At 71.7% G+C, this 17,049-nt stretch carries 17 protein-coding genes; 4 read left to right on the top strand and 13 right to left on the bottom strand.

Annotated features, from left to right (window positions below):
• Positions 1–139: 139 nt before the first annotated feature.
• From Dvina_RS21290 to Dvina_RS21280, 3 genes are all read right to left on the bottom strand, one after another.
• Positions 140–1,588, bottom strand: a complete 1,449-nt coding sequence (locus tag Dvina_RS21290) for a DUF1996 domain-containing protein (RefSeq protein WP_223104216.1) — start codon at positions 1,586–1,588, stop codon at positions 140–142.
• 153 nt (positions 1,589–1,741) lie between these two features.
• Positions 1,742–3,046: a condensation domain-containing protein gene (locus tag Dvina_RS21285; protein ID WP_223104215.1), complete on the bottom strand. Its 1,305-nt coding sequence runs from the start codon at positions 3,044–3,046 to the stop codon at positions 1,742–1,744.
• A 278-nt stretch (positions 3,047–3,324) separates the two neighbouring features.
• On the bottom strand, positions 3,325–3,798 hold the full coding sequence (locus tag Dvina_RS21280) for a MaoC family dehydratase (protein WP_246656353.1): 474 nt from the start codon (positions 3,796–3,798) through the stop codon (positions 3,325–3,327).
• Positions 3,799–3,996: 198 nt separating this feature from the next.
• On the opposite strand from Dvina_RS21280, the gene Dvina_RS21275 reads away from it, so the two are divergent.
• Together Dvina_RS21275 and Dvina_RS21270 are read left to right on the top strand one after the other, a co-directional pair.
• On the top strand, positions 3,997–4,677 hold the full coding sequence (locus Dvina_RS21275; RefSeq protein ID WP_223104214.1) for a PH domain-containing protein: 681 nt from the start codon (positions 3,997–3,999) through the stop codon (positions 4,675–4,677).
• A 26-nt stretch (positions 4,678–4,703) separates the two neighbouring features.
• The gene (locus Dvina_RS21270) at positions 4,704–5,066 is read left to right on the top strand and encodes a hypothetical protein (protein WP_223104213.1); all 363 of its coding nucleotides are present in this window, start codon (positions 4,704–4,706) and stop codon (positions 5,064–5,066) included.
• Here Dvina_RS21270 and Dvina_RS21265 read toward each other — a convergent pair.
• The 6 genes from Dvina_RS21265 to Dvina_RS21240 all read right to left on the bottom strand — a co-directional run bounded on the left by Dvina_RS21265 (position 5,063) and on the right by Dvina_RS21240 (position 11,146).
• Positions 5,063–5,782, bottom strand: a complete 720-nt coding sequence (locus Dvina_RS21265) for an ATP-binding cassette domain-containing protein (RefSeq protein WP_223104212.1) — start codon at positions 5,780–5,782, stop codon at positions 5,063–5,065. The genes Dvina_RS21270 and Dvina_RS21265 overlap by 4 nt on opposite strands.
• Positions 5,769–6,575 carry an ABC transporter ATP-binding protein gene (locus Dvina_RS21260; RefSeq protein ID WP_223104211.1) on the bottom strand — a complete coding sequence of 269 codons (807 nt, stop codon included), beginning with the start codon at positions 6,573–6,575 and terminating at the stop codon, positions 5,769–5,771. Before Dvina_RS21260 ends, Dvina_RS21265 begins: the two co-directional genes overlap by 14 nt.
• The gene (locus Dvina_RS21255; RefSeq protein WP_223104210.1) at positions 6,568–7,518 is read right to left on the bottom strand and encodes a branched-chain amino acid ABC transporter permease; all 951 of its coding nucleotides are present in this window, start codon (positions 7,516–7,518) and stop codon (positions 6,568–6,570) included. The genes Dvina_RS21260 and Dvina_RS21255 overlap by 8 nt, the downstream gene beginning before the upstream one ends.
• A complete protein-coding gene (locus tag Dvina_RS21250) occupies positions 7,515–8,390 on the bottom strand; it encodes a branched-chain amino acid ABC transporter permease (RefSeq protein ID WP_223104209.1) in 876 nt (291 codons plus the stop codon). Before Dvina_RS21250 ends, Dvina_RS21255 begins: the two co-directional genes overlap by 4 nt.
• 70 nt (positions 8,391–8,460) lie before the next feature.
• Positions 8,461–9,684, bottom strand: a complete 1,224-nt coding sequence (locus Dvina_RS21245; protein ID WP_223104208.1) for an ABC transporter substrate-binding protein — start codon at positions 9,682–9,684, stop codon at positions 8,461–8,463.
• 232 nt (positions 9,685–9,916) lie between these two features.
• Complete coding sequence (locus Dvina_RS21240) at positions 9,917–11,146, bottom strand: EAL and HDOD domain-containing protein (protein ID WP_223104207.1); 1,230 nt, start codon at positions 11,144–11,146, stop codon at positions 9,917–9,919.
• A 159-nt stretch (positions 11,147–11,305) separates the two neighbouring features.
• Between Dvina_RS21240 and Dvina_RS21235 the strand changes: the two genes are divergently transcribed.
• The gene (locus tag Dvina_RS21235) at positions 11,306–12,316 is read left to right on the top strand and encodes a cellulase family glycosylhydrolase (protein WP_223104206.1); all 1,011 of its coding nucleotides are present in this window, start codon (positions 11,306–11,308) and stop codon (positions 12,314–12,316) included.
• A gap of 10 nt (positions 12,317–12,326) precedes the next feature.
• On the opposite strand, the gene Dvina_RS21230 is transcribed toward Dvina_RS21235, so the two are convergent.
• From Dvina_RS21230 to Dvina_RS21220, 3 genes are all read right to left on the bottom strand, one after another.
• On the bottom strand, positions 12,327–13,724 hold the full coding sequence (locus Dvina_RS21230) for a glycosyltransferase family 2 protein (protein WP_223104205.1): 1,398 nt from the start codon (positions 13,722–13,724) through the stop codon (positions 12,327–12,329).
• A gap of 55 nt (positions 13,725–13,779) precedes the next feature.
• Positions 13,780–15,159, bottom strand: a complete 1,380-nt coding sequence (locus Dvina_RS21225; RefSeq protein WP_246656352.1) for a DUF1996 domain-containing protein — start codon at positions 15,157–15,159, stop codon at positions 13,780–13,782.
• A gap of 303 nt (positions 15,160–15,462) precedes the next feature.
• Positions 15,463–16,128: a DUF998 domain-containing protein gene (locus Dvina_RS21220; protein WP_223104204.1), complete on the bottom strand. Its 666-nt coding sequence runs from the start codon at positions 16,126–16,128 to the stop codon at positions 15,463–15,465.
• An 87-nt stretch (positions 16,129–16,215) separates the two neighbouring features.
• Between Dvina_RS21220 and Dvina_RS21215 the strand changes: the two genes are divergently transcribed.
• Positions 16,216–16,710, top strand: a complete 495-nt coding sequence (locus tag Dvina_RS21215) for a DivIVA domain-containing protein (RefSeq protein ID WP_223104203.1) — start codon at positions 16,216–16,218, stop codon at positions 16,708–16,710.
• 31 nt (positions 16,711–16,741) lie between these two features.
• On the opposite strand, the gene Dvina_RS21210 is transcribed toward Dvina_RS21215, so the two are convergent.
• Positions 16,742–17,044, bottom strand: coding sequence for a hypothetical protein (locus tag Dvina_RS21210; protein ID WP_223104202.1), 303 nt, complete (start codon positions 17,042–17,044; stop codon positions 16,742–16,744).
• Positions 17,045–17,049: the final 5 nt, after the last annotated feature.

Below are 17,049 nucleotides of genomic sequence, written 5' to 3'. Positions count from 1 at the left end.
ATGAAGGGATCTACGTCGTCGAGGATGACGGGACCTTACCCTCCGGGCACCTGGCCTTGGGTTTCAAGGAGATGAAGAAAAGCGGCGGGGTGTCTCCCTGAGCCGGAGACACCCCGCCGCACCTGCGTGGAGGAAGGACTCAGCCGCCGGTGAACGACGGGGTGGTGCCGCACTTCGCCTTGGCGTCCAGGCAGACCTTGACAAGCGGGTTGAGGTTCTCGGGCTTCCAGGCGTTCATGAAGTCGCCGTGCATCGAGGAGGCCATCCCGGAGGACAGCGCCAGCCCGTCGCCGCCGAGCGAGTCGTAGTTGACCATGAACGACAGGTTGGGGATCGCGACCGGGAAGTCGCCCTGGCACTTGCCGTTGACCGCGTTGCCCATGTGCGACTTGTGGTCGGGCGAGTCGATGTGCTTGCCGTCCCAGCAGTCCGTGAACGTGAGCTGGAAGATCAGGTTGCCGCCCGGGGCGCAGACCGGCCAGTTGCCGTCGGCGCTGCGGCCGACCTCGGCGCTGCCGGCGCACCAGAACTGCCCGTTCTGGCCCTTCGGCGTGGCCGCCTGCTTCTTGGCGTCACCGGCGATCATGACCAGGCCCGGCGGGAACGGCTTGGTCACCGACGGGTCCGCCAGCCGGCTGCCGTAGTAGACCCGGAAGCTCTTCATCTTGACCGGCTGGCCGTTCTTCTGCAGCTGCGGCACCCAGTACGCGCTGTTGTCGCCGGGCGCGTTGCAGTTGGTGGTCTCGCCGAACAGGTCGGCCGGCTTGCTGGTCGCGGTGACCTTCGGCCCGAAGAACGTGTGCATGTGCGACGCGCCCGGCAGGCCCGGGAAGACGATCGGGTCGTCCGGCGCCTCGCCCGACACCGAGCAGTCGGTGTGGAACTCGGAGACCCGGGTCGTGCCGCCCGGGATCGGCAGCTGCTGGATCTTGTCGAAGGCGGCGAGCTGCTGCTGCCAGGCGGCCTGGTCGACGTCGACCCAGCCGGCAGTGCCGGAGCCGTTCGTCGTACCGCCGGTCGGCGTGGGGGTCACCGATCCGGTCTTCGTCGGTGAGGCGCCGGCCGGAGGCGCGACGGTCGCCGTCGCCGGCGGACGGCCGCCGGTGCCGAGCGTGAACCAGTTGATGTTCACGAAGTCCCACTGCTGGGCGCTCTTCATGACCGCCACGACCGTCTGCTTGCCGGCCGGCACGCTCGTCGCGGTGGCGGTGACCGTCTTCCAGGTCTGCCAGTTGCCGGTGGAGGCGACCGGGAACGTGGCCAGCAGCGGCCCGGCCGGCGAGCCGAGGTGCAGCTCGATGGCCCCGCCGGCCTGGTTCTGCGCCGCGATGCGGACGCTGAGGTCGGCGCCGCCGATGCTCACGTCGTCGTACTGCAGCCAGTCGCCGTTGGCGAGCCAGCCGACGTTCTTGCCGCCGCCGGTGTCGCGGGTCCCCTCGGTCTGCGCGCCGGACTGGGCCGAAAACGCCTCGGCCTCCAGCTTCGGCGCGGTGTTCTCGTCCGCGTTCGCGGTGGCCATGTAGACGCCGCCCGCGACGCCGAGCGCTGCGACGGCAGCGGCGGCTATCAGGACGCGAGTTCTGCGCATGTCGATCCTTTTCGTAGGCTCGGGTGCGCAGCCAGTATTCAAAGTGCCAATTGCCGGTTCAAGAGGCCAAAGGAAAACTTAGAGAGCGCTCTCTGGAAGATCGTTACCTGGGCCCGTTCCGCCGCTCGATTACGTTTTTTGCCGAACCCGACCTTAAATCTTCTTTAGCGACGGTACGTGCTCGCCCGCATCCGCTGCGGCGATGACGACGGCCTCCAGGTCCCGCGCGCACTGCTCGATGACCGCGGGCGCGTAGCGGTGCGTGTCGCCCCACAGGGTGTACACGATCCGCCCCGGCTCGTCCTCGAGGTGCAGGTAGAACGTCCCGTCGTAGGTGTCCTCGCGCACACCCCACCGCACGCTCGTCTTCTCCCGCGCCGCCTCGATGTCGCCGACGGCCGCCACCACGTCGCCGGACTCGCCGGTGCCGCGGCGGCGGTCGTTGAAGAACGCCGTCGGCTCCGGCACGCCCGGCAGGCCGGCATTGTCGAAATACCCGTGTTTGTACGCCGAGAGCGTCCCCGACCACGCCCGCGCGGCGACCTCGTCGAACCCCGCGCCCGTCTCCAGCACCACCAGGCCGAACTGGCGCAGGCTCGTCGCGGCGTCGGCGAACCCGGGCCGGAACCGGTTGCTGACGATCACCTGCACGGCGGCGGTGTCCGCCCCCGTCGCCCGGCTCAGCGCGACGGCGTACGCGGCGAGCAGGATCGGCCCGGACGCCAGCCCGGTGCGCGCCCCGACCGCCCGCAGCGCGAGGGCGAGGGCCGGCGACTCGCAGACGACCTCCCAGTGCCGCGGCTGCCCCAGGCCCGGATCGGCCGGCTCCGGGGCGGCGATGCCGGCCGCGGCGATCCGGGCGATCTGCTTCTCCCAGGCCCGGCGTGCCTTCTCGCTCTGCCGCACCGCCCCCGGCTCGCCCTGCTGGGCCGCGAGCTCCAGCGGCGTGACACCCTGCACCGGCGCCGCGGGGTCGCCGAGATTCGCCAGGTCGCGCACGATCGCGTCGATGCCGAACCCGTCGATGACGACGTGGTAGTACATGAGCACCGTGTGCGTCGGCCGGTCCCCGTCGACCACGACTCCCATCCGCACCGGCCACTCCCGGGCCGGGTCGAAGTGCGTGGTCTGGTAGCGCACCCGCAGCCGCTCGGCGGTGCCCTCCGGGTCCGGGCCGCCGTCCACGATCTCCAGCCCGATGCGGCCCGACGCGTGCACGTGCTGCCGGGGCCGCCCGCCGTCGACTGTGATCCTCGTGCGCAGGGCCTGGTGGCGGCTCACGATGAACCGCAGCAGCCCGGCCAGGTGCTCGATCGTCTCACCGGGCGCGCACGGCATGGTCCCGCCGATGTTCATCGTCCGCCCGGTCTGGCGCATCAGGTCCCAGACGTCGCGCTGTCCCCAGGTCAGCTCCGCGATCCCGGAGCCGGCCCCCTCGAACTCCACCACGATCTCCACGTAGGCGAGCTTTCGGCGGCCCCGCCCCGGCCGTCAACGCACGCGCCCGCGCCGACCCATCCGGGCTGCTCACCCGTGAAAGTTTCACGGCGGCTCCCCCGCCCGCCCGGGCTCCGACGCCGGGCCCGCGCGTCGCCGGTCGTGGCCATGAGCACGATCGCCGCCGCCGAGGCGCCGCGAGGCGGGCCGCCGGCCGGGCCGCCCACCGGCCGGACCCTTGCGGCCGGGGCACTCGGTGTGCTGCGGGTGGTGCGCTGCCCAACCGCAGGCGGGTCGCGCTATCCGCCCGCGACGCTTCCCTTGCGCAGGAGGTTGACGGCGATCAGGCTCATCACGACCACGTCGTCCTGGTTGAGCAGCTCGCCCTTCGTCTGCACGACGCCCCGGTCCGGCTTGGAGTTGGAGGGGCGGGCACTGAGGACCGTGGCCCGCAGCCAGAGCCGGTCCCCGGCCCGCACCGGCACCGGCCAGCGCAGCTCGTCGACCCCCGGTGACGCGAGACTGGCCACTGTGGACAGATAGTGGTCGGCGAACAGCCGCATGAACACGCTGCCGGTGAACCACCCGCTGGCGATCAGCCCCCGGAACGGCCCGGCCGCCGCGAACTGCGCGTCGACGTGGATGGGCTGCGGATCGAAGCGCCGCGCGAACGCCACCATCTCCTCGCCGTCCACGACGACCGCCGAGTCGCGGAACGCGTGCACGTCACCGGTGGCGTAGTCCTCGAAATACCGCTTGTCGACAGGCTGCACACCCCCAGCATCGCATGGCCGGCGGGGCGGCGGGCGGCCCGATCAGCCGGTCCGGCCGGGGTCGTGCAGCAGCGCATCGGCGAAGCCGTCCGGCGCGTCGGGTAGCCGCCGTCTGCTGCAATGGAGTCCTCGTCGCAGCAGGTGTACTCGCTCAGGTCCTCGACATGCGTCACGTGACGTGCTCCCAGGGGGTCGCCGGTGGTTCGCATCCTGATCGTCTCGGTGTGCTCGGCCGCGGTCTTCGTCGCCCTCGTGGCCACGAAGACCGCGGTGGACGAGGGGCATCTCATGTTCTGGTGGTGGGTGCCGGCGGAACTGTTCCTCCCGACGGTGGGGACGGTGCTGCCCTTCGTCGCGCTGCCGGGCCCGGGCCGGGCGTTCGTGGTGCGCCCGGGCCGGTTCGTCGCCCCGCCGGCGCCGGCCATGGTCGCGACGGCGACAGCCCCGGTCCTCACGATCCTGGGCCTCACCCCGGTGGTGCTGTGGCAGAAGCGGGTCGACCCGATCGATGTGCCCGACGCCTGGATCGTGGCGGGCATCGGCCTGTCCGCGGCCGGCCTCGCCGTGCTGACCTTCCGCTTCTGGCGGTCCACAGTGGTCCTCGACCCGGCCGGCGTCACGGTGCGATCCGTGTTCGCCTCGCCGGATTTCGCGCCGTGGGAGGCGATCCGGGCCGGGCGCATCGGGGGTCCCGACCAACTGCGCGGCGTCGAGGTCGGCTTCATCGAGGCGGCGATCCGCCACTACCGCGACCACCCCGGATACCGCGCCGCGATCGGCACCCGGGCCGAGCACGACCGGCTGCTGGCGGTCCTGGCGGGGCCGCCGGGTGAGCGGGGCGGCGTGGAAATATCGCCCCGCGATGTGACCACGGACTAACCAGCCGAGGCGGTTGGCTACCCGGCATGTCACGACTCTTCGCCCGCGCCCTGCTGTTCGCCGGCGCCGGCCTCGTCCTGGTCATCGCCGGCTTCACGCTGACCGCCCCGGCCAGCGCCGACCCGCGGCCCTACCCGTCGAAGTCCCACTCGAAGCCACCGTCACCGAGCAAGTCGCCGTCCAGGTCCCCCTCGGCGTCGCCGTCACCGAGCAAGTCGCCGTCGGGGTCCCCGTCGGTATCTCCCACGACGTCGGCCACGGCGCTGCCCGTCACCGGGGGCGCCACCGGCGGGCAGTTGACGGGCCTTGTCGTGGCCGGGTTCGCGGTCGCCGGCGCGGGCGGCATCCTGTACAAGGTCGGGCGGCGCCGCACGCGGTTCACCACCTAGGCGGCGGCGCTCTTCAGCACGCCCATGCGCTGCTGATACTCGGCGTCGAGAGCCTTCCCGCCGGTTTCGACGACCGCCACGGTCTCGCCCCGCACCAGCACGTAGCCACGGTCCACGGCCCCGCGGACGGCGCCCAGCGACGGCTCGGCCATCAGGACGGCCACGCCCTCGCCGGCCAGCGCCGTCACGGTGCGCAGCAGCTCCTGGACGATCAGCGGGGCGAGGCCGGTCATCATCTCGTCCAGCAGCAGCACCCGCGGCGAGCCCATCAGCGCCCGGGACACGACGAGCATCTGCTGCTCCCCGCCCGACAGCACGCCGACCAGGCTGCGCAGCCGGGTCCGCAGGATCGGGAAGCGGTCGATGGCGGTGTCGACGGCCGAGCGCGGCAGCCGCAGCAGCTCGGCCATCACCTGGAGGTTGTCGGCGACGTTCAGTTTCGGGAACAGCTGCCGGCCCTGCGGGACGACGGCGATGCCGGCCCGGGCGCGCGCGGCGGGCCTGAGCCGGCTCACGTCCTCGCCGTCGAGGAAGACCTTGCCGGTAGCGGCGACGGAGCCGTACGCCGCGAGCAGTGCGCTGCTCTTCCCGGCGCCGTTGGGGCCGACGAGGGCGGTGACGGTGCCGCCGGGCGCGGTGAGGTCGAGTGCGGTCACGGCGCTGGCGTGGCCGTAGCGGACCGTGAGGCCCTCCAGGCGCAGCTCATGAGACGACATGCTTCGCGTCCTCCTCGGCGTCCGCGGGTTCGGCGACCCCGAAGTACACCTGCTGCATCTCAGGGCTGGCCAGGCACTGCTGGGGGTCGCCGTCGAACACCGACCGGCCCCGGTCCAGGAGCATGATCCGGTCGACCAGGCCGGCCACGAGGTCAACGTTGTGGTCGACGAGGATGACGGCGTGGCCGCGGCGCTGGACGGTGCGCACGACCTCGACGATGCCGGCCACGCCGCTCGCGTCGGACCCGGCGAACGGCTCGTCGAGCAGCAGCACGAGCGGGTCCTGCCCGAGCGCCCGGCCGACCTCGACCAGCCGCTGCTCGCCGAGGGACAGGTCGCCGGCCGGCCGCTCCAGGCGCTCGATGCCGAGCTCGAGCGCCAGCGATCGTACGGCCTGAGCGTCGGACGGCAGCTGCGGACGCAACGCGCCGGCGAAGCTCCCGGCCACCATCTGCCATACCGTGCCGTGCCGGCGGGCGGCCCGGCCCAGGAGCAGGTTCTCGGCCACGGTGAGCTCGAGGGCGAGCTGCGGATACTGGAACGTGCGGGCCAGCCCGGCCTTGGCCCGCTTGGCGGCGGGGCCGGCCAGCCGCTGCCCGCGCAGCGTCAGCGTGCCCTCGGTCGCCGGCTGCGCGCCCGAGATGAGGTCGACGAGCGTGGTCTTGCCGGCACCGTTCGGCCCGACCAGGCCCAGGATCTCGCCCGCCCGCAGCTCGAAGGAGACGTCCTGCAGGGCGGTGACCCCACCGTATCGCTTCGTCAGCCCGGAACCGACAAGCAGCGTCTCAGCCACGTCGTCCCCCTACGAGTCTGGCCAGTCTTGTCGCGTAGCCGATCACGCCCTGCGGCGCGACGAGCAGGATCACGAGCACGCCCAGCGCGAGGATCAGCGTGCCGCTGGTCTGCACGGCCGGGAAGTTCAGGGTCAGCTCGACGGCGATGACCGCGCCGAGCACCGCACCCCACGGCGTCGCCGAGCCGCCGATGAGGGGCATGAAGATGGCCAGGAACACCAGGTTGAGGGTGAACGTGTCAGGGGTGACGCTGCCCGCCGAGTAGGTGAACAGCCCGCCGCCGACGGCCGCGATGGCCGCGCCGATGGCCAGCGACACCAGGTTCATCACCGAGACCCGCACACCGGCCGCCTCGACGGCCCGGGGCGCGTCGCGCATGGTGCGCACGATGACGCCCCACGGCGACATCCGCAGCCGGTCGAGCAGGAACGCGATGACGCACACGACGGCGAGCGAGCCGACCACGACCTGGTAGTGCGACGGCTCCCAGCCGAAGAGGTCGAGCTTGCGCAGGGAGCCGAGCCCGCCGGAGCCGCCGGAGAGGCTCTCGGCGTCGACGAGCAGCGCGGTGAACGCCATGCCGAACAGCAGCGTGACGGCGGCGAGGAAGAACCCGGACAGCCGGCGGGTGGCCAGGCCCAGCAGGACGGCGACGGCGGCCGCGACGACCGGCCCGGCGACCCAGGCCAGGGCCAGCGGCAGGTCGGTGCGCGAGGACAGCAGCCCCACCGCGTATCCGCCGATGCCCGCGTAGGCGCCGTAGGCCATGGAGAGCGAGCCGGCCATCAGGTAAGGCACGTACATGCCCAGCGCGATGAGCGCGTAGGTCGCCGTGGTGGTGACGAGCGTCTGCTTGTATCCGTCGGCGCCGACCCACACCAGGATGAGCACGGCACCGGCGACCCCGAGCAGCAGCCCGAAGGAGCCCGGAAGGCGCTTCATGTGCGAATCCTCCGTACGAACAGGCCACTGGGCTTGAAGGCGAAGAACAGCAGGGCGACGAGCAGCAGCCCGTAGACGTGGGACTGCCCGCCGAAGTAGTACGGGACGAACACCTCGACCAGGCCGAGCAGCAGGCCGCCGACGAGCGGGGCCCACACCGAGCCGGTGCCGCCGATGACCATCGCCAGGAAGCTCGACAGCGCCCAGGCGAGCCCGGACAGCGAGCTCACGCCGGCCTTGGGGGCGAACAGCAGGCCGGTGACGCCGGCGAGCAGCCCGGAGAGCAGGAACGCGATGAGCCGCACCCGGTTGACCGGCAGGCCGAGCAGTGTCGCGGCGTGGGTGCTGTCGCCGACCGCCCGCAGCAGCCGCCCGGTCCGGGTGTAGCGGATCCACACGGCGGCCGCCGCGAACGCGACGACGGTGAACGCGAGCAGGACGACGGTGCTGGGCTGGATCACGGTGCCGCCGACGGTCACCGGGTCGAACGTGAACAGCGCCTGGCCGGGCAGGGTGGTGTAGCCGAAGAGGTACCCGGCGAGCTGCTGGACGGCGAACATGATCGCGGCGACCGCGACGAGCGCCGGCAGCTCCCCCCGGCCGGAGCGCTTCTGCACCTGCCGGACCACCGCCAGCTCCGTGAACACCGCGAGTGCGGCGGCGGCGAGGACGGCGAGGACGGCGGCGGCCCAGACGTTCATGTCCTCGTAGAGCACGAGGTAGGACGTGCACAGGCCGCCGACCATCGCGTACGGGCCGATGGCGAAGTTGAAGAACCCCGCCCCGACGAGCGTCAAGTAGTAGGCCAGCGCGAGCAGGCCGAAGAAGCTTCCCATCTCCAGCGCGGACAACCACAGCTGCAACTGGCCCACGACGCGCGTACCTTTCTGGCCGGTCTTCGGCGAAATCCTTCGGGCGGAATCCTTCGGGTCGGGCTCGGGGTTACTTGTTACACGGCGGCTGGAATGTCGCCCATGGACCCTTCGGCTTGTTGTCGGAGCCGAACTCCACCAGGGACAGGCCGCACGCGCCGTCCGCGCCCAGGTGCTTCTCCGCGCTGAAGCTCAGCGTGAAGTTGCCCTGGCCGAACGTGGCCGGGTACCCCTTGATGGTCTGCATGGCCTCGTTGAGCTTCTTGGGGTCGTCGACCCCGCCGGCCTTCTCGATGGCGGCCTTGAGCACGTGCACGGCGTCCCACGCCTGGGCGTCGTACGCGGTGATGTCGTAGTCCTTGCCGTTCTTGTCCTGCAGCAGCTTGATGAGGTCCTTGGTGCGCGGGTTCTCGGTGTTGATGGAGCCCATGAAGATGAGCCCGTTGAGCGCGCCCGGCGCGGCCAGCTTCCACGAGGACGGCTGGTTGCCGATGGAGGCGAGCGAGAACCGCTTGGTGCCGGCCATCTGCGAGCCGAGGGTGTTCTGGGCCAGCACCTCGAACGCGCCGCCGACGCTCGTCACGAGGATCGCGTCCGGGTTGGCGTTCTTGAGCCGGGCCACCTGGGCCGACAGGTCGCTGGCGTTGGCCGCGCCCTTCTCCGTGGCCACGAACTGCACGCAGCTCATCTGGGCGAACAGGGCCTTGTCGAGGGCGGCGATCGTGGTGGTGTCGTCGGTGAGCACGCCGATCTTCTTGATCCCGGCCGCCGCGAACGCCCCGCAGTAGACCTGGGCCCAGTCGTTCGTCGTGTTGGCCAGCATGTAGATGAGCTCGTTGTCCGGGGGTGTGACGAGCGTGGCGGTCACGCCGGTCGGCGCGATGGCGGGCAGGCCGAGCTGGGTGAGCGTCGACTTCGCCTGGAGGATGGCCGCGCTGCCGCTCTGCAGGAACAGCGCCTTGGCCCCCTGGCTGGCCAGCTTCTGCAGCGTGGCCGGGACCTTCGTCGGGTCCGACTCGTCGTTCTCGACGACGAGCTTGATCGGGCGGCCGAGCACGCCGCCCTTGTCGTTGATGTCCTGGATGGCGAGGCGGATGGTCTTGCCGGCGATCACGCTGTAGGCCGCGCCGGAGCCGGTGCTGTCCTCGTCCATGCCGATGATGATGGGTTCGCCGGTGGCTGTCCCGTTCGTCGGCTTCTGGTCCCCGCCCTTGTTGCCGCAGCCGGCCAGCGCAATCGCGGCGACCGCCAGGCAGCTGACGATCCGACGAGACCTCGTCGCTAAAACGCCCATGTGTACCCCTGTCGGAATTATACGAATCGTCAGCCTCAGGTGGTTTAACCGGGTGATTCAAAACCTAACAAGCGCTTGGTTTTTACATCTTGGCGAGGCCCGCCGAGCGTGTCAAGGACACGCCGGACACCTGGACGTAACAGAATCGTGAAAGTCGGACCGCGGCCGACCGGCAGCAAAACGGCCACGGCGCGCACTCGCGCCGTGGCCGTCGGGCCGGACTCCCGGCCTGTCAGTCCCCGATTCGCCGCACCGTCTCCGTCGCCCAGCGCACCGCCTGGAGATACGGCGTGACCAGATCCCCGGCGTCGGCGGCCGGCGGGACGCCGTGCAGGTAGGCGGTCACCGCGCAGAACGGCGCGCCGAGCGGGCCGGCGCCGTCGACGAGGGCCTCCCGGGTCGCGTCGGAGAGCGGCAGCTGCTCGGACAGCACCTTGACCGGCTGGCCGATCATCTCCGCCACCGACGACAGCATGCCGACCACGAACGCCTCGTCGCCGGGCAGGCCGGAGCGCTCGGCGACCAGCCGGCACAGCTGGGCCTGGATCAGCGCGTCGGCCATGCGCTCGTCGCCGGCGAGCGTGAGGTCACCGACGAGCATCAGCATGACCCAGTCGCGGACCTGCGCGATGCCGAGCAGCATGACGGCGCCGTGCACGGTGGCGACCCGCCGGGCCGAGCCGTTCCACGCACAGTTGGCCGCCCGCAGCAGCCGGTAGCTCAGCGCCGGGTCGGCGGAGACGTGCGCGACGATCGCCGAGACGTCGCTCTCCGTGGCCATGAACTCACCGAGCAGCTGGATGCACCGCATGCGCGAGGCGCTCAGCGTGCGGGTGCTGGCCACGACCGGCCGGTCCAGCGCATACCCCTGGAACAGCTCATAGCCCAGCTCCCGGGCCTCGGCGATGTCCTGCGGCGTCTCCAGTCGTTCAGCGACGAAGCGCAGGTGGGGGTACCGCTCGCGCAGGCTCATGATGATCGCCCGCCCACCGGCGTCCAGGCCCAGGAAGTCGATCTTCACGTAGGAGGAGACCGCGAGCAGCCGCTCGTGCTCGGAGCCGGGGACGAAGTCGTCGAGCGCGATGGCGTACCCGGCCGCGGCGAGGGCGGCGACCCCCTCGACGACCCGGTCGTCGACGTTCACCGTCTCCAGCACCTCGAGCACCACCCGCCCCGGCACCAGCGGCACCGGCAGGTCGCCGCGCAGGAAGTCGTCGGTGAGGTTGACGAACCCGGGCAGCCCGCCGGTGAGCTCGTCGAAGTCGAACGCGGTGAACGCGCTCACGATGACCTGACTCGTCGCCGCGGCCCCGCTGCGGTTCGCCGCGACCGCCTCGGGCCCGGACCGGAACAGCAGCTCATACCCGGCGACGGCACCGGCGGTGTCGTAGATCGCCTGCCGGCCGACGACCACGTCGGGCGAGGCCGCCTCGATCATCTGCGCGCGAAGGTGCTCAAGCATGGTCCGCCCCGGGAAAGAACGCTGCCAACGATTGCCCTCAGGCTGCGCCGCCCGGGTTGCGCCGCGCAGCCGAACCGCGTTGCCGCACGGTTGCAGCGGCCCCCGATTCCGGCTGGCCGGGTGGTCCCGGGGGTGATCCGGCGGGCAGACTCGCCGACGATGCGTAAACCCACCGTGATCGCCGCAATCATGGGCGTTGTGCTCGTCCTGGGCCTGACCGCGTACTGGAAGCAGCCGCACACCGCACCGGGGGCGGTCTCGGCGATGGGAGCGATCCCGGCGGCCGGGCTGCACGTGCGCGGGGCGGACGTCGTGGAGGGCCACGGCGAGCCGTTCGTGATGCGCGGGATCAGCCATCCGTACGCCTGGTACCGCGATCGCACGGCCGCGTTCGCCGACATCAAGCGGCTCGGCGCCAACACCGTGCGGGTGGTGCTGACCAGCGACGTGACCGCCGGCGAGGTGGCCGGGATCGTCGAGCGGTGCCGCAACGATCGGCTCGTCTGCGTGCTGGAGAACCACGACACGACCGGCTACGGCGAGCGGCCGGGAGCGATCACACTCGACCGGGCCGCCGCCTTCTGGACCGCTGTCGCTCCCAGCCTGCACGGCACCGAGGCTTTCGTCGTGGTGAACCTGGGCAACGAGCCGTACGGCAACGGCGACACCTCCGGCTGGGCCCGGGACACGAGCGCCGCCATCGCCGCGCTGCGCGCGGCCGGGGTCCGGCACCTGCTCATGGCCGACGCCCCGAACTGGGGCCAGGACCAGTCGAAGACGATGCGGCAGCACGCGGCGGCCGTCCTCGCCCAGGACCCGCAGCACAACACGGTGTTCTCCGTGCACATGTACGGCGTGTACGACACGGCCGCCAAGGTCACCGACTACCTCGACGCGTTCCGCACGGCCGGGCTGCCGCTCGTCGTGGGCGAGTTCGGCCAGCGCCACACCGACGGCCCGGTCGCCGCGGACGCCATCATGCGCGAGACCCGAACCCGCGGCATCGGCTACCTGGGGTGGTCGTGGAGCGGCAACGGTGGCGGCGTCGAGTACCTCGACGCGGCCGAGGCCTTCGACCCCGACCGGCTCACCGACTGGGGCCGCACCCTGTTCGCCGACATCCGCGCCACCGCCCGGGAACTGGGAGCCTTCACGCCGGCTTCCCGCTGACCGGGCGCGTTCACGACGGTTTGGCGATGACGGTGAAGCGGTTCTCCTCGCGGCGGGCGAAGCGGAGGAACCCGCGCAGGCCGGGCAGGCCCTCCATGAGGCCGAAGACGGGGATGAGGGCGACGACCGCGACCGGCTCCCACCAGCGGCGGCGGCCGTCTCCGGAGACGCCGGCGTTGACTCGCAGGCCCTCCCAGTACATCCAGACGACGTAGGCCATGTTGACCGCCCAGAGCGGGATGATGAGCACCGTCGTCGGTGAGGTGTTCGGGTCGGCGATCAGTGCGCCGACAAGCAGTACCACCGCCACGTTCTGCAATGGTCCGATGACCCACGACAGGACGGAGTAGCCCAGCAGGAGCCGGCTGCGCAGGGGCAGGCTGCGGTTGAACACCAGCGCGGCCAGGCCCCACGACCACCGCTCGCGCTGGCGGAAGAAGTCCCGCAGCCCGGCCGGGGATGCGCCGTAGCACCGGCCGCCGAACCAGGCGCTGCGGCCCGGGTGGCGCTCGCTGAACACGAGGGCGAACTGGGCGTCCTCGACGAGGCTGCGCGGGCCGAAGTCCCAGCCGATCCCGGCCTCGATCGAGGCGCGCACGAGCAGGAGTTCGCCGTGCACGCCCGCGCGCGGTGTGCCGCTGCCGGTCCAGGCGGAGAAGCGGCCGACGTCCTCGGCGGGGCGGGCCGAGTCGGCGAGCCAGGTGAGGCGGTTGAGCGCGTACTCCCGCGGATACGTCAGGATGCCCTGGGCCAGATGCTTGCCCGCGCTGCCGACGGCCCGCTGCTCCTCGATGAACCGGGCCATCGCCAGGGCGGTGTCCGCGCCGACGCCGGTGTCGTCGTCCATGTGCAGCACCCACACGTCGTCGCGGGCCTCGCCCTCGTGGATGCGCAGTTCGTGCGCGTAGTGCGCGGCCCGGGCCTTGAACCGGGTGCCGTTGGGTGTGCGGTAGTCGGCCGGCACGGCGACGACCCGGACCCGGGTGTCCTCGGCGGCGAGCTCCTTGATGCGGTGCTCGGCCGCACAGCCGGCGTCCACGACGATGTCCACCCGGAGGCGGGGGAAGCACGGCGGCAGCCAGCTGGTGTACGAGCGCACGGAGCGTTCCAGGGCCGGATGTGTGTCCTCCCGGCCGACGGTGGGAACTGTCACGATGAGCTGTGCGTCCGCACGGGTCGCACCGTGCCCGTCCCAGCGCCGGGCCGCCTCGCGCAGCCGTTTGCGGGTGCGGCTCACGCCGAAGATGCCGGTGAGCGTGGTGAAGATGGGCCACGTCCACAGGATCGTGAGCGGCCAGCCGAGCAGCCCGGGCCGGGGCTGGGTCAGCCAGGTCTCGCTCACGACGATGATGAGGTACGCCAGGATCAATGGCAGGTAGGCGGGCCGCCAGTGCTGCAGTGCTCCCACCGCGGCGGGCTACCCGGGAATGGCCGGACCATTCCCGGGTGCCCTGGTGTTGTCGTCAGAACTGCCCGGCCGTGTTGCACTTGGCCTTCTGGCGGATGCAGTCCTTCACCCGCTGGCCCATGGCCGTGTTGTCCCAGGCGAGGAACGAGTCGCCATGGATCGACGACGCCATGCCCGAGGCGAGGGTGAAGCCGGCCGCGCTGCCGTGGGTCGGGTACGCGATCACGAACGAGATGTTCGGGACGGCCACCGGGTAGGCGCCCTGGCACTTGCCGTTGACCGCGTTGCCCATGTGCGATTTGTGGTCCGGGCTGTCCAGGTGGACGCCGTCCCAGCAGTCCGGGAACACCAGCTGGTAGTTCAGGAACGCGGTCTGCGCGCACCGCGGCCAGTTGCCGTCCGTGCTGCGGCCGATCTCGCCACCGGCCCCGGCGCACCAGAACTGGTTGGGCGAGCCGGCCGGCGTGGCCTGCTGCAGCTTGGCGTCGCCGGAGATGATCCGCAGCCCCTGCGGGAACGGCATCGTCACGCTCGGGTCCGGCAGGCGGGAGCCGTAGTACACGGTCACGCCGCTGGGCTCGACGGCCACGCCGTTCTCGTAGAGCGTCGGGATCCAGTACGCCGACAGGTCGTTCGCCGGCCCGCAGCTGGTCTGGGTGTAGGCCAGCAGGGACTCGGTCGTCGAGTTGGCGTTGGTGCTCTTGTTGCCCAGGAAGCTGTGCATGTGCGACGCACCGGCCAGCCCCGGGAACACGATCGGGTCGTCCTTGAACGAGTGGTCGTAGGTGCACGCCGCGTTGAACTCCGACACCCGCACGGCGTTGGCCGGGAACGGGTGGGTCGGCAGCGCGTTGAACGCGGCCACCTGGGCGTTCCACTTGGCCTGGTCGATGTTGACCCAGCCGGCCCCCTGCGTCGGCTGGGTGCCGCCGGTGCCGAAGACCTGGAACTCCCACAGCGAGACGCCGTACTGCGTCGCGCGCTTGGTGGTGGTGAGCTTCACGTAGCGGCCGGAGCCGTTCACGGTGAGCGTCTGGGTGCCACCGGTACCGTCGACCGTCGTGTTGATCGTGGTCCAGGCCGCGCCGTCGGTCGAGGTCTGGATGGTGAAGTCCTTGGCGTACGCGTTCTCCCAGCTGAGCACGACCTTGTTGATGGTCGCGCTGGAGCCGAGGTCGACCTGCAGCCACTGCGGGTCGCTGAACGCGCTTGACCAGCGGGTGCCGGCGTTGCCGTCGACGGCCGCCGCGGCACCGGTGCCGGCGTTCTCGGCGGACGACGCCGTGGCCGGCTTGCCCTGGGAGATCGGGGTCTCGGCGGCGTCGGCGGAGCGCAGCGCGAGACCGGTGATGAACGTGGCCACAAGCGTCGTGGCCGCCGCTGCGAACAACATCGTGCGCAGCCGGGACCGGCCCGCACGGGCGGGTGGGGACATGAGGCACCTTCCGGGGTTTGGCGGGTCGACCGGGGGCGGAGTCCGATCGATCTTGCCAGAGAGCGCTCTCTGAGCTTCCCACTCTGACCGCCCGTTCGATCCCTGTCAATAACTAGGGAGAATCGGAGAGCGCTCTCCCACGATCAGCATCGCCGCCTCCCCCAGCCCCGGGTCGTCGCCTCCACCCGCGGCCGGCGACGCCGCGACGCAGCGGAAGCGGCCGACTTCCCCGGCTGAGACTCGCTGCGGTGCCCGGGCCGGCGCCGTTTCGCCATGGACCAGGCGCGGGAGCGTCCGGTGGCGTCAGCGCTCGGAAGCGCCCGATCGCCGGGCGATACCCAGGGCCAGGGCGGCGATCGCGGCGGCGCCGAACGCGGCGAGCAGGCGCTCGAACAGCCCGGTCAGGCCGGCCGGGGCGTCGACGAAGGCGAACAGCAGCACGACGAAGCCGGCACCGACACCCACGAACGGCCACGCCCAGCGCCGCCAGCCCGGCGCCCGCCGCATCGCCGCGGCCAGCACGAGGGCCGCGGCCACGAACAGCAGGATGCCGGTCGGGGTGATCATGGTGTCGATCTTGCCGCCGAGGTTGGCCCGCTGGCCGGGCCCGGTGCAGCCCGGGTCGGCCAGGCGGCAGCCCTGCCGCTCGGCGGCGGCCAGCAGGTCGCCGACGCCGAAGATGGACAGCGCCAGCAGGACCGCGCCGACGGTGGCGGTGCGGCCGCCGGGGCGCAGGGCCGGGCGCACGGCCAGCCCCGCGAACAGGATCGTGGCCAGGCCGCACAGGGTGAACACGGCGATGAGCACCCGGCCGCCCGGCGCGCCGACGGCCAGCATGTCGCTGATGGTGTGCTCCGCCGCGTGATACCGGCCGCCCTGCCACACGGGCGCCACCAGCCAGCTCACCACGAACACCACCTGGGCGGCGAACCCCACCCACGCCCACCGGCGCACCCCGTCCCCGATCATCCGAGCATCCTAGGTACCGCCGTCGATACCCCCGACCGCGGCCATCCCGTCGGCGCGGCGTTTGACAACGGCCACAACACTGAGCCGGTGACCTCGTTCGAATTCTCCGTGGTACTGCGCGGATACGACCCGGCGGCCGTGGACGCGCTCCTCGCCCCGGCCGCCGCGGCCCTGACGACCACCGACGGGCGGGCGCGGGCCGGCGCGGCCGCCGCACTGCGCCGGGCGAACCTGCCGGTCGTCCTGCGCGGGTTCGACCGGGCCCAGGTGGACGGCGCGATCGCGAGACTTGTCGTGCAGCTCGAGGACGCACCCGGGTCGGAACCGGACCGGGACGTGCCGGGCGGCTTGTCGTTCGCGGGGGCTCCGGCGGAGTTCGGGACGGCCCTGCGCGGCTACGACCCGGCCGCCGTCGACCGGCTGGTCCAGCAGGTCAACCGAGCACTGATGTCCGGCAGCGCCACCGCCCGAGCCGAGACCGCGGCCGCCGTGCGCGAGGCGTCGTTCCCGGTCACGTTCCGCGGGTACGCGCGCAACCAGGTCGACCTGTTCCTGCAACAGGCGGCCCGGGAGCTCGCATAGGCCACCGCCCGGCAGCACCCGGGCACAGAAGCTACGGCGCCTCGTCCACGGCGTCGCCGGCCGTGCTGCCGGTGGGCGGGATCGACAGCATGCCCGGTATCCGCCGGTCGTAGCGCTCGATCTCCAGCTCGGCCTTGCGCACCTCCAGCGCGGCCTGCCGGTTCTGCTCCTCGACAAGCTTCGCCCGCGCCTGCTCCAGCTTCGCCTTCTCCTTCGCCATGGCCAGCTTGAACTGGTGCCGGCGCGACTGGAGATGCTTGACGAAGCCCGCGGTGCTGCCACCGAACAGGACCAGGAATATCACGATGTACCAGAACACCTCGTGGAACATCACAGCCC

Origin of the sequence: Dactylosporangium vinaceum (assembly GCF_019904175.1) — a bacterium.
GTDB classification, from domain to species: domain Bacteria; phylum Actinomycetota; class Actinomycetes; order Mycobacteriales; family Micromonosporaceae; genus Dactylosporangium; species Dactylosporangium vinaceum.
This window is presented reverse-complemented; position numbering and strand designations above follow the sequence as displayed.